The following is a 14,739-nucleotide window of genomic DNA, read 5'->3' as shown; positions in this document are numbered from 1 at the left end:
CAGTACAAGCACTCATCTATATAAAGATGGGGAAAATCCCCCATCTTTTATGCTCAAGGTCGATACCAGCCATCAGCTAACGCTTCAGCTTGCTCCAACACCAACTTAATTGCCCCCTCAGCAGCATCTGGCGGGTATTTCCAGCGGCGCAGTAGACGACGCACAAGGTTACGCATACGAGCACGGACACTCTCGCGTTTCTGCCAGTCCACGGTGGCGGATTTACGTAGTTGGTGAGTCAGTTCAATGGCTAGCTGGCGAAGGTTGTCATCCCCTAAGGTGCGCACCGACGCTTCGTTGGTAACCAATGCACGGTAAAACGCGATTTCATCGGTAGACAAGTTGAGTTTGTCCATCATCTCGGCATCAACCTGCATCTCTTTAGCCCACTGGATCAGCTCTTCGATTACCTGTGCGGTTTCGATACTGCGGTTATGGTATTTTTGCAGCGTTGACATAATGCGTTCCGAGTACTTCTTCTCTTGCACCACATCATTTTTCATCCGCGCTTTCACTTCATCACGCAGCAATTTTTCCAGTAACTCAACCGCAAGGTTGCGCTCTTTCATATGCTTCACATCTTCAAGGAACTCGTCTGATAGCAATCCGATGTTCGGCTTATCTAGTCCCACGGTTTTAAAGATGTCATCGACGCCGTCTGCCACAATCGCATTATTGAGGATCTGGCGCAAAGCCGAGTTGCGTAGTTCGTCGCTGCGTTTTGTATCAACAGTTGAGTGCTTTAAGAAGGCGGTTTTAATCGCGCCATAAAAAGCAATTTCGTTCTTATAACCATCGACCTCATCCAAAGTATTACACAGAGAAAAGGCTTTCATCATCGCCGCCATCACATCAAGGAAACGGCGTTTGCCATCACGAACTTCTTCGCCTTTACTGTTGCGGTGCGAGAGGCCTGATATATGGTTCACGGCTCCCGGAAGCAGTTGAAGCGGCTTAGTTTCAAAATCCGGACGATAGTTAAATACGTCACCATCAACAGGCGTGGCAAACATACCGCGAATAACATCGATTTTTTCCATGAAGACAGCAAAGGCTTCGGCAGTGTCGACAGTCGGCTTGCCTTTCCCTTGGCTGTTGGTGTAAGTCTTGAGAGCGTTTTTCAACTCATTGGCAATACCAATATAGTCGACAACTAAACCACCGGGCTTATCCTTGAACACGCGATTCACACGTGCTATCGCCTGCATAAGATTATGTCCCTTCATGGGTTTGTCGATATACATCGTATGGCAGCAAGGTGCATCAAAACCTGTTAGCCACATATCGCGCACAATCACCAGTTGCAGTTCGTCATCCGTATCTTTGTAGCGTTTTTCAAATAGCTTCTTGGTTTTCTTATCGTGGATATGAGGCTGCATTTTCGCTTTATCGGCGGCGCTGCCTGTCATGACGATTTTAATCGCACCTTTGGCTGGATCATCGCTGTGCCATTCGGGTTTGATCGCCACAATCGCATCGTATAAATCGACGCAAATCTCTCGACTCATGGCAACAATCATCGCCTTGCCCGGAAAGGTTTCACAACGAGTGGTAAAGTGCTCAACCAGATCTTGGGCAACCTGTTTGATTCGAGGCTCTGCACCAACGAGTTTTTCGAGCGCTGACCATTGTGATTTTATTTTCTCGCGACTTTCCGTTTCTTCATCTTCACCAATTTCGTCTTCGACCTGATCGTTAAGCGCTTCGATTTCATCTTGATTAATATCGAGCTTGGCTAGCCGAGATTCGTAGTAAATCGGCACCGTTGCACCATCATCGACCGCGTCTTGAATATCGTAGATAGAAACATAGTCACCAAAAACACCACGAGTATCTTTGTCATCTTGAGCAATTGGTGTACCTGTAAAACCAATAAAGGCCGCATTCGGCAGCGCGTCACGCATGTATTTGGAGTAACCATACACATAACGCTGATCAATCACGTTGCCATTATCGTCTTTGACATCCACAAGGCGCGCTTTATTGCCGTACTGACTGCGGTGCGCTTCATCAGATACGACGACGATATTGGCGCGCTTCGATAGCACAGGATGCTCTGTTTCTTCCGCTAGCAGCGCAAATTTTTGTACCGTAGTAAAGATGATGCCACCAGACTGACGATTGAGAAGTAAATCCCGCAATGAATCGCGGTCTTCTGCCTGTTGAGGGATTTGCTTCAACGTTTCTTGTGCCATAGTGAAGGTGTTAAATAGCTGGCCGTCTAAGTCATTACGGTCAGTGACTATTACCAGTGTTGGGTTATTCATCTCCGGCTGTTGCAGTAATTTACTCGCGTAGCAGACCATCGAAATGCTTTTGCCGCTGCCTTGCGTATGCCAAACCACGCCCGCTTTTTTACTTCCGGGCACCACCGTATTTGCATAGTTGGCTCGTGGTTCTGCAACTTGATCAGACGTTGTGGCCGCGATGACGGTCGCTTTCACCGCAGCTCGGACGGCATGAAATTGGTGGTAACCCGCGATTTTTTTGATGATAGCGCCTGCGGCAGGATCAGAATGGCCGCCATCATTTTCGAACAACACAAAGTAGCGAATGTAGTCGAGCAGCAGTTCAGGCTTAAAGAAGCCACGCACCATGGTTTCTAATTGAAATTCTAATAACGGTTTGTCGTCTTCACTTTCGATGGTCTTCCATGGCAAGAAGCGCTCTTTGTTCGCGGTCAGCGAACCGACTCGCGCCGTCCAACCATCGGAAATCACCAACGCTTCATTGAACACAAAGAGATCGGCGATTTCTTCTTTGTAAGTTTGGATTTGATTGTAAGCATTCCAAATGTCGGCGTGGTCATCAGCGGGGTTTTTCAGCTCGATGACCGCCATCGGCAAGCCATTGATAAAGACCAATACATCTGGTCTGCGATTGACTTTGGTGCCCGTGATGGTGAACTGATTCACCACTAAGAATTCGTTGTTGTCACGGTTCTCAAAATCAATGAAACGAACATGAGTATGTTTGGTCACCCATTGTTCGTGCTCCATCACCGAGTATTCAACGGGCACACCTTCGATTAAATATTGGTGAAAAGCTTTGTTGTTTTTGATCAGGATTGGCGTTTGCGGCGTGGCAACGGTTTTCGCCACTTCAATTAAGGTGTCACTGGGTACATTAGGGTTCAAAGTTTCCAATGCAGACACTAAACGCGCTTGCAGCGTGACCTGTTGGTAGTTCTCACGCTCGGGTGTGTCGCCATCCGGTGCGATGTCATAGCCATTTTGGTATTGGTAACCTAGCTCTTGAAACCAATCGAGGCATTGTTGTTCTAGTTGATCTTCTGTGATCATTCTTTTTCCTCATACCGGAGATGCATTTCTTTGCAAAACGTAACAAATGAATCGCAATTAAGAAGTACTTGCTGAAGTTCTACCATCTGTTTAAAGAAGGTCTCACTTTGTTGTTCAAGCGTTACCGCATTGCCAATGAAGTCTGAGAGAGTGCGGTAAAAAACGAGCGGGTGCCATGGATTTCCGTTCTTGTTCTCCGTAATTCGGTCACTTAAATTCCACCCAATTGGAGGGGTAAGTCCGTTAACCAACCTTTTGTAATGAGCACTAGTTTTCATTACCGCATGTAGAGGCTTATCAATATCCAGAATCAAGACTGCTAGTGGTTCGTTTGGCATAAGGTCGTTCATATCATGATCTTCTCCTTCAATTAGAAAACCACAAAAAACTCCCGGATTCCAACCACCTTCTTCATACTCCTGAGTAACGTTATTGAACTCTAAACCAATACGTCCCCATGCGTCATACTTACCATATCGTTCAGCGACACCTACCTTACGTTGTAATGCAGGTCTATTGTATGAGATATCGCTATCCAATTTCTGAATAGGCCATTCTTTGTTAGCGGTTCTTTGTGCAATATCGTAAAGCTGTTGATCTAATTTTTTAGCATCGTTGTAATAAGAAATGGAGAGAGGATTAATCGGAGACATATTGATTAAGCCATTGTTCTTCAATAAGTTAATAAATTCATCTCTTATCCATTTGTCTTTTTCATCACCACTACTAACTTTTTCAATCTCTTCTGAAATTTGATACCAACACAAAGCTAGATCAGGATTTTGTCTGTGTTGTCCTGTATGTGCTGTAATCAAGACGATAACGAAGGCTTCGCCAAGATTTTCTTCCGCGTATTTACGATAATTGTCGAGCTGGCCGTCGTGAAGTTCAGACCAAATTTTATGTTCGAATACAATACTGAACGTTTGGTCTTCGGACTCCCAAAACATATCTGGATATTTGCCACCAAAATTAACTTGAGTGTTGAGATAGCTAGAATTGCCAATAAGGGGAAGATGCCGACCTTGTTCCTTCCCCTTTATGTGCAAAAAGGTAGCAATAGCATCTCTAACTGCGGAGTCATTACGTAGTAACCAAGCAAAAGCCTCTGTTATAAAATTTTCTATTGGAGACGTTTGATGGCTTGATGCATACTTACTGACGTTAACAAGTAAACTTTCCATATCAATGATTCCATGATGCCTCAGTACTTTTAGCCAAGTCTGAGGCTATTATTTATCTATTTTTAGCTCTGTTCGCCTAACTCAATTTCGCCGGAAAGCAATTTAGATTTGATAAACTGACTCATACCAACAACCCTTCTTGTCGCGCCTTTTCTTCGTTAACTACAAATATATGGGCGTCACTTATACACCATAATTTTTTTAACTTATGTAAACGCTGCCTGAACTTATGGGTTATAGGGGCTAGGTGACCATTGGGAACTTTAGGGATCACAAGCCGCAACTGAAATGATGTTTGTTGCCAATCCATGCGTTTATGGTTTGGGGGTAATTCGGATTCAGCTAACATGTTTCGTTTAACAAATGCCATCAACTGGAGAGTAAGAGCATTTTCAAACTTCTCAAAAATTTCATCCCAATAATTGTCATAATCAGGCTGACTTGTTGCCCTAGGTATTGTTGACTTAGCTTCTACAACAAAAAGCTTCTGCTCTAATAAATAGGTAAATTCAACCATTTTGAAGCCTTGCCCCAAAGAATTGTGCCCCTGAGAATGCTCAATCTGGTAGCAATCATCTTGATCAAAATCTCCAAAGGTCATTCCAGATTCAGTAATAGTAACCATAGCTACTGAATCCCCTCAAATTCGGCCTCAAATAAGCGGATCGACTCATTAATGATCTCGTTGTCCGGCAATCCATCACGTAACAAGCAAGTCTGTTGCCACGTGCCGTTATCAGCGTTCGCCATAAAAGTCGGGATAGGTATCTGGTGTTCTTGAGCAATCAAAACTAACTTTTTAATCACATAGTAAGAGTGAGTCGCTAAGAAGAATTGAATGCCAGCTTGAGCTAATACTGAAATAATTTCCAATAACTCAATGATTGCTGTTGGATGTAGGGCGGATTCAGGCTCGTCAATAAATACTATGGAGTCTTTGTCTAAGAAGCGATTACCAAGAAGCGTATCAAGAATCGCTATTTTTTTTACACCTTCCGCAGTAGACATAATGGAGAACTTGGTGTTTCCTTTTTTATACACCCAACTATTACTTTTACCATCAAACTCTACTTTACCGGAAAAAACATTTTCCAAGCGTTTACGCGAGTCAGCAAATGCAGAATGATTACGCCCTTTTTGCGTTGGAATTTTGAGAGCCGCAACAAGGTCGGAGTAAGTAGCATCAAACCCAAAAATCTTATCTATCTCTGTGGATTTATAGATCACATCCATCAAAGATAATACTTCTTTAGGAGGCAAAAACACTGAGTTTGAGCTGCGCTGAGACAGGTTATTGTAAGTTGGAGTCACTTTCTTTATTGTGTCTTTGCCGAACCCGAAAACCAATGAACTCTTGTCATCTAGAGAAATACTGGCAGTTAACCTTTTACCTTCGCCTTTAGTGGCAATATCTCCAATTTTATCAACCTGAAACGTCCAATAGAGCTTATCACTCAACACTTCTGAGAAATCTTGGTTGCTATTGCCTTTGTTCGCTTCTTCATGGCTACGAATGGCGCTATACAACGCTTTAAGTAAAAAGGTTTTACCAGTGCTATTCTCACCCAATATTAGGTTGATTTTTCCCAATTCTTTACCATTGGCTTTGATGATGGGGCCATAGTTTTCTAGCTTAAAATCATGAATCATAATTTTACCTATATAGATAATTCGTAACCTATTGCTCAGTCTAAAGTTATTTCGTCGGAAAGCAATTTAGGAAGTAAGGTGTCTCGTAGCTTTGCTAGCTCAATATTTGTTTTATGATTTTCTTCAATCATCGCCTTCATAGGCTTAACTAGTTTGGTAAAATTTTGAGCCAAAGCTTTTGGTGGAACAACAAACTGAGGCATTTCCATACCAGCTACAGGAAGCATGTTTACCGTGGTTCCGTTAGTAAAACCTTGTACTTGCCTAACAAATCGTCCCTTTCCAAATAACTGCTCTATAAACTCAGGCGTGATATTGGAATTTTTTGTAGGTCTTACTCTGAATGTATGATGACTAAAGAAACCATGGGCTAAATGCTTCGGAACCATTGCTCCGTAACCAATTAAGAGGTGGTTGTGTCCCTGCTCGGTGTTAGCGACAAGAACATCCCCCTCTTTGATATCGAACTTATCCTTAACCTCTTCTGAATAATACTTGAGACCAGAATACTTATAGCCTCCGCCTTCAAGTACAGAGTTCAAGTTATGCATAAGTATACCTTCATCGATAGAAGATACTAAACCTTGCCCTTTGTAACTAAAGCCTCGGAGAACATCGAGCTGTTTCTTTGCTTCTTGAACTTCCCAACCCTCAGGAATCAAACCCAACTCGGACTCAATAAGCTTATCGGGGAATAGCGAGGCAGTATCCGCATCCATTCCCTCTGGTTGTTCGCCATTCATCTTGGCTTTGACCGGATCGAAATCGACAAACCATGATTTGAAGATGGCTTGCGCCATTTCTTCTAGGGTTTGGTTAATTTGGGCGTTCTTATTCGCCTTCTTGTCGAGTAGTTCCAAAATATCAGATATAGCTGATTGGGTAAGTAAGGGAGGAAGCTGAAATGTATGTTTTCTCAGTTGTCCAAGGTTAAAACCCGGAATTGCTGCCCCTATACCATTGGATAGAATCTCTCTTTGTTTTAATGGGCTAGAAAAAACATAGTACAAAAACCTCGGATCAACCTTGGTCGTATCGACAGTCAATTTCATCTGTTTATTGGAAATAATGTACTCATCCCAATTAGATGTTCCATCGATGTAACCAACTTGATTAATGGTTCCCCAACAAGTAAAAACTAAATCACCTACTCGTGCCACTGATCTAGAGAACTCTTTAGCTTTCTCTTCAGATACAAAAACTATTCCTTCATCCTTTAAGCGAACACCTGTATCTGTACTAAGATTCGAGCCTCGAATTACAGGGACACCACTATCAGTAAAAAATTTAGAACTGATAGCTGAACCAAATGGGCCTGTAGCTAGGGCATTAGGTGACTCAGAGGCAATCTCTTCAACCGTGACTGTGGGCCAATTACAACTCATAACCCAACCCCGCTAGGTTCTTCTTAATCTCGGCTTCTAAGGTGGCTGACTCTGCAAACTGCTCAGTCAATTTAGCGGTTAGCGTTGCCATCTTCTCGCCAAATGGAATGCCATCATCTAACTCATCAGTAGCGCCAACGTAACGTCCCGGAGTGAGCACAAAATCGTGTTTCTTTATTTCTTCCAAGGTTGCAGATTTGCAGAAGCCCGCTTGGTCTTCATACGCCACGCCATTCACTTCTACGCCTGTTTTCCAAGCATGGTAGAGGTCAGCGACTTTCTGAATATCATCACCAGTGAAATCCCGCAGTACACGGTCTTTCATATAGCCAAGATTACGCGCATCAATAAACAGCACTTCGCCTATACGATCACGAAGTTTTCGGCCTGATTTATCGGTACGAGCTTTTTTGTTTTTGGTTAAGAACCAGATACAGGCAGGGATCTGCGTGTTGGTAAACAGTTGCCCCGGAAGCGCGACCATACATTCCACCAAATCGTTCTCGACCAAGGCTGCACGAATTTCGCCTTCGTTATTGGTAGAGGAACTCATTGAACCATTGGCAAGTAACAAGGCCTGAGAACCGTCTGGTGCGAGGTGGTAAAGCATATGCTGCATCCACGCAAAGTTCGCGTTACCTGATGGTGGTGTGCCGTATATCCAGCGCGGATCGTTGTCATCGACACCTGTATTCCACTCTTTCATATTGAAAGGCGGGTTCGCCATGATGAAGTCAGCTCGTAAATCAGGGTGTTGGTCGTTGGTATAGGTACTGGCTGGCTCCTTACCAAAATCGTAATCCAAGCCACGGATTGCCATGTTCATCGCCGCCAGTTGCCATGTGGTGTAGTTATACTCCTGACCGTAAATCGAGATTCTTTGTTTTTGCGTTAGCGGATCAATCTCTTTTTGGTTAGCACGGCGCTCAATAAACTTCTCTGATTGCACAAAGAAGCCGCCGGAACCCATTGCAGGGTCATATACACGACCTTCGAATGGTTCAATCATCTCAACAATCAGTGATACGATGGACGCTGGCGTGTAGAACTGACCGCCTTTTTTACCTTCAGCCAGAGCAAATTGCCCTAAGAAGTATTCGTAAATATGACCAAGGATATCTTTACTGTTCAGGGATTTATGATTAAACGGAATGGTCGCGATTAGGTTAATCAGCTCATTCAGTTTTGCCTGATCAATTTTTAGAGAAGCGTAGTGCTTGTTGAGTACACCTTTTAACTTCTGGTTGTCACGCTCAATCCCTTCCAATGCATTATCAATCAGATGCCCAACAGAAGTGATTTTCTTCGTCTTACCATCAATGACCAAATCGGCACCACCAATGACCATTGGGCCATTGTCTTGCAGGAACTGCCAACGAGATTCAGTAGGCAACCAAAATACGTTTTTCTCTTTATAGTAATCGCGTTGCTCTAGCTCAATCGCGATTTCTTGTTCAAGCTCCTCTGCCGTGTAACCTTCTGGGTCGAGGAAATACTCGTGGTCAGGGTTAGCGAACTCTTGTTTTAGTTCTTCTTGGCGAAGCGTGAAGGCATCAGACACGTATTTAACGAAAATTAGACCAAGCACTGCGTGTTTGTATTGAGAGGCATCGAGTGACGCACGGAGTTTGTCTGCGGCAGTCCAGAGCTTACTTTCCAGCTCTTTGAGAAATAGTTGTTCTTGTTCGTTCATTGCGCTCGTTTCTGAAATATCGACAAAATTGTGCGTATGATATCGCTAAGTCAATACGTTTTCATTGTGTGATGTAGAGTTCTTCTCTATTACGTTCATGAAAGTGTCAGCATGTAGTGCTGGACAATGTACGTAATCAATGATTTTCCTGAACAAAACACGAATTAAGCATCAGTCGAAAGGCCACAGCTAACAAGCACAACGTGCCCACTCACCAGAGACTACGCTCAACCTTCCAGAATAATCGATAGAAATAACAATACATTCGTATTAGCATGCCTGGGATTAAACTCTACAAATTCAAAGGCTTTTCAGATGGCGCGTGGCACACAGCTCAAAATTTATCTCGCAAACGGAACGGTGACCGGCATTCGCCATGCAGAAATTGTCAATTGGACCGGGCAAGCCATTGCTGTCCCCCGCATTCATGTCAAAGATCTGGCGGACTGGGAAGAAACACAAAGGCCGGGTGTCTATTTTCTGTTTGGGTTTGATTCCGAGACGGGCAAAAACCTTGTCTACATTGGTGAAGCAGAGCATATCCAGAGGCGATTACAGCAACACATCGCGGCAAAAGATTTCTGGAATGAAGCCATCTGCTTTACCAACAAAGATGAAAACCTGACCAAAGCTCATGTGAAATACTTAGAAGCCCGGCTCATCGAGATTGTCATGTCATCGAACCGCTACGCGCTGGATAATGACAAACGCCCACCAACGGCCTCTTTGCCCCGTGGAGACAGAGATGCGATGGAAACATTCATCGACAGCATCCGCGTTGTGATTGGCTCTCTGGGCCATAAATTACTTGAGCCGAAAGTCATCTTTGATCTTCAGGAAACCGAAACGCCGCAAAAAAGCCTGTTAAAGCTGAAAGTTAAAAAAATCGACGCAACTGCCAAGTTAACCGATGAAGGCATCGTCGTCCTCAAAAACTCTCAGGCATTACCAGAAATACAAAAGAGTCTTTCGATTGGCTATACCAATCTGAGAGCCAACCTGATAGAAAAAGGGCTGTTCGTGGAGAGCGGTGACAAGCTGATTGCCACCGATGATATTTTATTTACCAGCGCTTCGCAGGCCTCAGCGGTTCTGCTTGGGTATCCGTGCAGCGGGCCTGACTACTGGCGCGACGCACAAGGCCGATCGCTGAAAGAAATCGAGATGGGAGTTTAGGCACCCGGTTCACTCTCAAATGCACCTCAGCATTACAACTTGAATCACTGACAAAGCACCGTAAAGGTTAAAAGCGACATCTTCGGATGTCAAAAGCCCGCCGAGGTCCTGACCTGGCGGGCTTTTTGTTTTCTGTAAGGGATTTAATCCTCCTGCAATCCCTCATCCCTCGACTTCCCTTTCCCTTCTCCCCACGCTTTGACCATCGCCTCCAGCCCCTTAATATGCACATCCCGTTGCGGGAATGGGATGCTGACGCCTTGCTCTGTCAGAGTTTGGTAGATGTCGAACAGGAGGTCGGACTTAATGACTTTGAATTCTTTGATGTCGCGGACGAAGCAGCGCAGTTCGAACAGCAGGGCGCTGTCGGCCATGTCGGTGAAGACGACGCTGGGTGCGGGGTAACTGAGGATCATGGTGTGCTTTGTCGCGGCGTCCATCAATACTTGTTTGACAATGCTGAGATCGCTGCCGTAGGCGACACCGATAGAGACGACCAAACGGCCATGGTTCGAACGCAGAGTCATATTCTTAACGATGCCGGCGATGAGATCAGAGTTAGGCACCACAACATCCTGCAAATCGAAGGTTTCAATTCGGGTGGAGCGTACAGCGATTTTACGCACGAACCCGGAATGGCCTGAGACTTCAATCCAGTCCCCTTCTTTGATGGGCCGTTCGATCAGCAGAATGATGCCGGAGACAAAATTCGAAACAATGGTCTGTAAGCCAAAACCAATCCCGACTGACAGTGCACCGGCCACCACGGCAAGGTTGGACAGATTCAGTCCAGCCGCAGAGACCGCAATGATGATTGCCAGCGTATAACCGACATAACCCAACCCGGTGACAATCGCAGTGCGGGCACCGGGGTCGGTTTTGGTTTTCGGGAGTACGGAATTGCGCAGGACGTACTGAATCCAGCGGGTCAACAGTACCCCGGCGAGCAGGACCAGGACAAAGGTAATGATGACATCCAGCGACAGATGCACATCACCCAGTTCAATGCCGTCAGACAGTAAACGCCAGACTTCAGCGATATCGGTCAGGCGAGCGCCCCAGATCAGCGCCAGTCCCGGCGCAAATAACAAACAGATGATCACGATCAGCACAATGGGCAACAGGCTCTCACTGACCCCGGCGTCCGGTGCGTCTGCCGGGCTGTCTGAGCTGCCGAAAATCCGGAAGATAAAATTCAGCAGACCGTAGTAAATCACCATAGCAAACGCGAGCAAGGCAATCGACATTACCATAGGGATGATGGCCTGACGTGCCAGGCTGTCATACCCCAGACAGACAAACACCACACTGAGCACACTGGAAGCTTTCATCAGCCAGACCAGCGCATTGAGTACCCCGCGGCTGACGTGGCTGGTCTGCTCGCTGTCCGCTTCCGTTTCATCGGCCCGGTTCGCAGCTTTTCGCAGCAACTGCGCCAATCGCCACATTAACCAGCTGCCGAACAGGATCACCGGTAAGGTAAAAAAAGCCGAGCTGGCAGCCGAAAAAGAATAATCCCCTTTCCAGGCGGTCAGCAGAATAATCAGCCCGATAAACACCCCAAGCCACTGACAGATATGAATGCCCTCCGTGGCAGACGCATCGTCCAGATGAATGATCCGCTGCTCCGGCGTCTGAGGACGGAAGATCAGAAAGCCCAGCCAGTGGCTGATCACGATATAAAGCGCCGCCCCCGCCAGCGACTGAATCGTCAGTTGTGCTGAGGGCAACGGCAGCTTCAGCTGCCCAATCGCAGTCAGCAACAACAAGGCCGAAAGCAACGGAAAGACGAGTCTCAGTAAGGTTGAGAACAGGTTACAAATCAGAATATGGCTCTTCCGGCGCAGCGTACGGCTGTACTGGTCCAGTTGGTTAATCCCCCAGGGCTGAGCCAGAATCATGGTGAGCACCGCCACAGCGGTCAGACCGACAAATGGCAGGATTGATCCTGTCATTGCCCTGGCTTTGTCTGCATCTTGCCGGGCGGCCTGAAACTCAGCTTTGACCTGACGCGCATACTGAACCAGTTCACTCAGCGCATCGCCCCAGTGTCCGGGCCACAATGGCGTCGGACTTTTATCCAGCAGTTTGTCGGTCAGCTGCCTGCGGATCACTTTATCCACTTCGCCCACCATCAGGTTGGCCCGTTCGTAGGCAGCAACCGCCAGAAAAAGGGGAGCGCTGGCGGTGGCCAGTTCATTTTCAAGCTCACTCCGGCGACTGGCGATCACCTCCGGCTCACTCTCCCCTTCTTTGGGCGCCGGGCCGAGCGATTTAATCTGTGCCTCCAGCCAACGTACATCCACAGATTTATCCTGCGAGATCTGGTATGCCTCGGCCCGCTGCTCAGCGAGCGTCGCCCGAATTTGCTCCAGTTTGGCGGTATCCGCTGACGGGGTTTTGAGCATATCCCGGGCCTGAGAGGCCGTCTGATCCCAGCTGACATAAGGCTCTTTCTGGTGCAGAGCTTTCAGCTCCGTTTCTCCGGCGCCGGCCAGTCCGACATCCAGCAGCACTGGCACAAGACAAAGTAAAAACCACACTCGCCAGGCTTTCTGCCCCAATTTTCGACCAGCCTTTCGCCAAATTTTTCGCCAAAAATGTTGCCCGGCGTTTCGAGATTCCATCACCGCTTGCATGCACGACATCCAGACACAGGAACACATCATGAGCTTAAGCGATAGCTATTGCTCCGGTCGTCATAAGGCTAAGAAATCAGACAGAAATGAGCCGTCTGGATAACAACTCACTAGATAACAGTACACACGAAAAATGCCGCACAAGGCGGCATTTTCAATGGCTGAAGTTCAATCAACTTATTCCATGTTGATCGCACTGATCTTATGGATGGCCAGATCGGCGCCATTAAATTCGTCTTCTTCGCTCAGGCGCAAGCCGGACAGTTTATCGACCAGACCGTAAACAATGAAAGCCCCGACAAGTGCGATGACAATGCCGATGCCGGTACCCATCAGCTGAACCACCAGACTGACACCGCCGATGCCGCCCAGCGATTGCAGACCAAAGATCCCTGCGGCAATACCGCCCCAGGCACCACACACGCCGTGCAGGGGCCAGACGCCGAGTACGTCATCAATTTTGGTGTGATTCTGAATATAGGTAAACAGCCAGACAAAAACCGCTGCGGCTACAATCCCGGTCACGAAAGCACCCAGCGGGTGCATCAGATCGGAACCGGCACACACGGCAACCAGTCCGGCCAGCGGGCCGTTGTGAATAAAGCCGGGGTCGTTTTTCCCCAGAATAACCGCAGTAAGAATACCGCCAACCATTGCCATCAGTGAGTTCACCGCAACCAGCCCGCTGACGCCATTGATCGACTGTGCCGACATCACATTAAAACCGAACCAGCCGACACATAAGATCCAGGCGCCCAGCGCCAGAAACGGAATATTCGACGGGGCGAAGTTGGTGTGTTTTCCGGCCCGGATCCGGCCTTTTCGCATGCCCAGGAGCATCACAGCGACCAGTGCAATCCAGCCGCCGACCGCATGCACCACCACAGAACCGGCAAAATCGTGGAACACAGCACCGAACTGGTTTTCAAACCAGGCTTGCAGGCCAAAATTGCCGTTCCAGATCATGCCTTCAAACAACGGGTAGACAAAGCCGACAATAAAAAAGGTGGACACCAGCACCGGATTAAACCGGGCGCGTTCCGCAATCCCGCCCGAGACAATCGCCGGAATGGCGGCAGCAAAAGTCAGTAAAAAGAAAAACTTCACTAAGGCAAACCCGTTCCCCTCAGACAGGGTCTGCGCATCTTCAAAAAAGTGCGCGCCATAAGCCAGCCAGTACCCCACGAAGAAATAAGCCACCGTTGAGACCCCAAAGTCAGCCAGAATTTTCACCAGCGCATTGACCTGATTTTTCTGCCGGACGGTCCCGACTTCCAGAAACGCAAACCCGGCGTGCATCAGAAACACCATGATCGCGCCGAGCAGTAAAAATAGTGTATCCGCGCTTTGTGTCAGGGCCTGCACGGCCCCGGAAACCTGCGACATCGATTCAGTCATTGAACTCTTCCCTAAGTTCGCACAAGAACTGTGCAAAAAACAACCAATAGCCCTAAAAGAGGGCAAAACTTTACAAGACTCAGGGTTAAGCAATAAGTGTTCCAAAAACACCAGACATGGACACGACTGAACAGCAATAAATCAAACTATTGATATTTAATCAAATAAAAAACAAATCTCGTATTATCAACATCGGGCAAAGGCTTTACGCCTGCACCACGAGCGTGCTGGATGACCTAAAGTTGTGCAAGAAGGTTTTTTGGGAATCGGAAAAATGCCATTCCACATTCAGCCATCTTCAGCCATCCTTAT

At 46.8% G+C, this 14,739-nt stretch carries 9 protein-coding genes; 1 reads left to right on the top strand and 8 read right to left on the bottom strand.

From position 1 onward, the window contains the following. Nucleotides 1–53: 53 nt before the first annotated feature. From SPK40_RS11520 to SPK40_RS11495, 6 genes are all read right to left on the bottom strand, one after another. Nucleotides 54–3,302: a type I restriction endonuclease subunit R gene (locus tag SPK40_RS11520; protein ID WP_330960564.1), complete on the bottom strand. Its 3,249-nt coding sequence runs from the start codon at nt 3,300–3,302 to the stop codon at nt 54–56. Continuing rightward, a complete protein-coding gene (locus SPK40_RS11515) occupies nt 3,299–4,486 on the bottom strand; it encodes a PD-(D/E)XK nuclease family protein (RefSeq protein ID WP_330960563.1) in 1,188 nt (395 codons plus the stop codon). Before SPK40_RS11515 ends, SPK40_RS11520 begins: the two co-directional genes overlap by 4 nt. Before the next feature lie 121 nt (nt 4,487–4,607). Next, a complete protein-coding gene (locus SPK40_RS11510) occupies nt 4,608–5,111 on the bottom strand; it encodes a hypothetical protein (protein ID WP_330960562.1) in 504 nt (167 codons plus the stop codon). 2 nt (nt 5,112–5,113) lie between these two features. Beyond that, nucleotides 5,114–6,136: an ATP-binding protein gene (locus SPK40_RS11505; protein ID WP_330960561.1), complete on the bottom strand. Its 1,023-nt coding sequence runs from the start codon at nt 6,134–6,136 to the stop codon at nt 5,114–5,116. 35 nt (nt 6,137–6,171) lie between these two features. Beyond that, a complete protein-coding gene (locus tag SPK40_RS11500; RefSeq protein WP_330960560.1) occupies nt 6,172–7,521 on the bottom strand; it encodes a restriction endonuclease subunit S in 1,350 nt (449 codons plus the stop codon). Continuing rightward, on the bottom strand, nt 7,511–9,214 hold the full coding sequence (locus SPK40_RS11495) for a class I SAM-dependent DNA methyltransferase (protein ID WP_330960559.1): 1,704 nt from the start codon (nt 9,212–9,214) through the stop codon (nt 7,511–7,513). The genes SPK40_RS11500 and SPK40_RS11495 overlap by 11 nt, the downstream gene beginning before the upstream one ends. Nucleotides 9,215–9,529: 315 nt before the next feature. Between SPK40_RS11495 and SPK40_RS11490 the strand changes: the two genes are divergently transcribed. After that, entirely contained in the window at nt 9,530–10,390 is an 861-nt protein-coding gene (locus tag SPK40_RS11490) for a GIY-YIG nuclease family protein (RefSeq protein WP_330960558.1), read from the top strand. 143 nt (nt 10,391–10,533) lie between these two features. Here the strand turns inward: SPK40_RS11490 and SPK40_RS11485 are convergent, their stop codons facing one another. Continuing rightward, nucleotides 10,534–12,933 (bottom strand): DUF3772 domain-containing protein, encoded by a 2,400-nt coding sequence (locus tag SPK40_RS11485; RefSeq protein ID WP_330960557.1) that lies wholly within the window; start codon nt 12,931–12,933, stop codon nt 10,534–10,536. A gap of 273 nt (nt 12,934–13,206) precedes the next feature. After that, nucleotides 13,207–14,427 carry an ammonium transporter gene (locus SPK40_RS11480; RefSeq protein ID WP_330960556.1) on the bottom strand — a complete coding sequence of 407 codons (1,221 nt, stop codon included), beginning with the start codon at nt 14,425–14,427 and terminating at the stop codon, nt 13,207–13,209. Nucleotides 14,428–14,739 lie beyond the last annotated feature (312 nt).

It is taken from the genome of Photobacterium sp. 53610, from assembly GCF_036409375.1.
Classification (GTDB): domain Bacteria; phylum Pseudomonadota; class Gammaproteobacteria; order Enterobacterales; family Vibrionaceae; genus Photobacterium.
The sequence above is the reverse complement of the archived record's forward strand: the minus strand, read 5'-3'. Positions and strand labels throughout refer to the sequence as shown.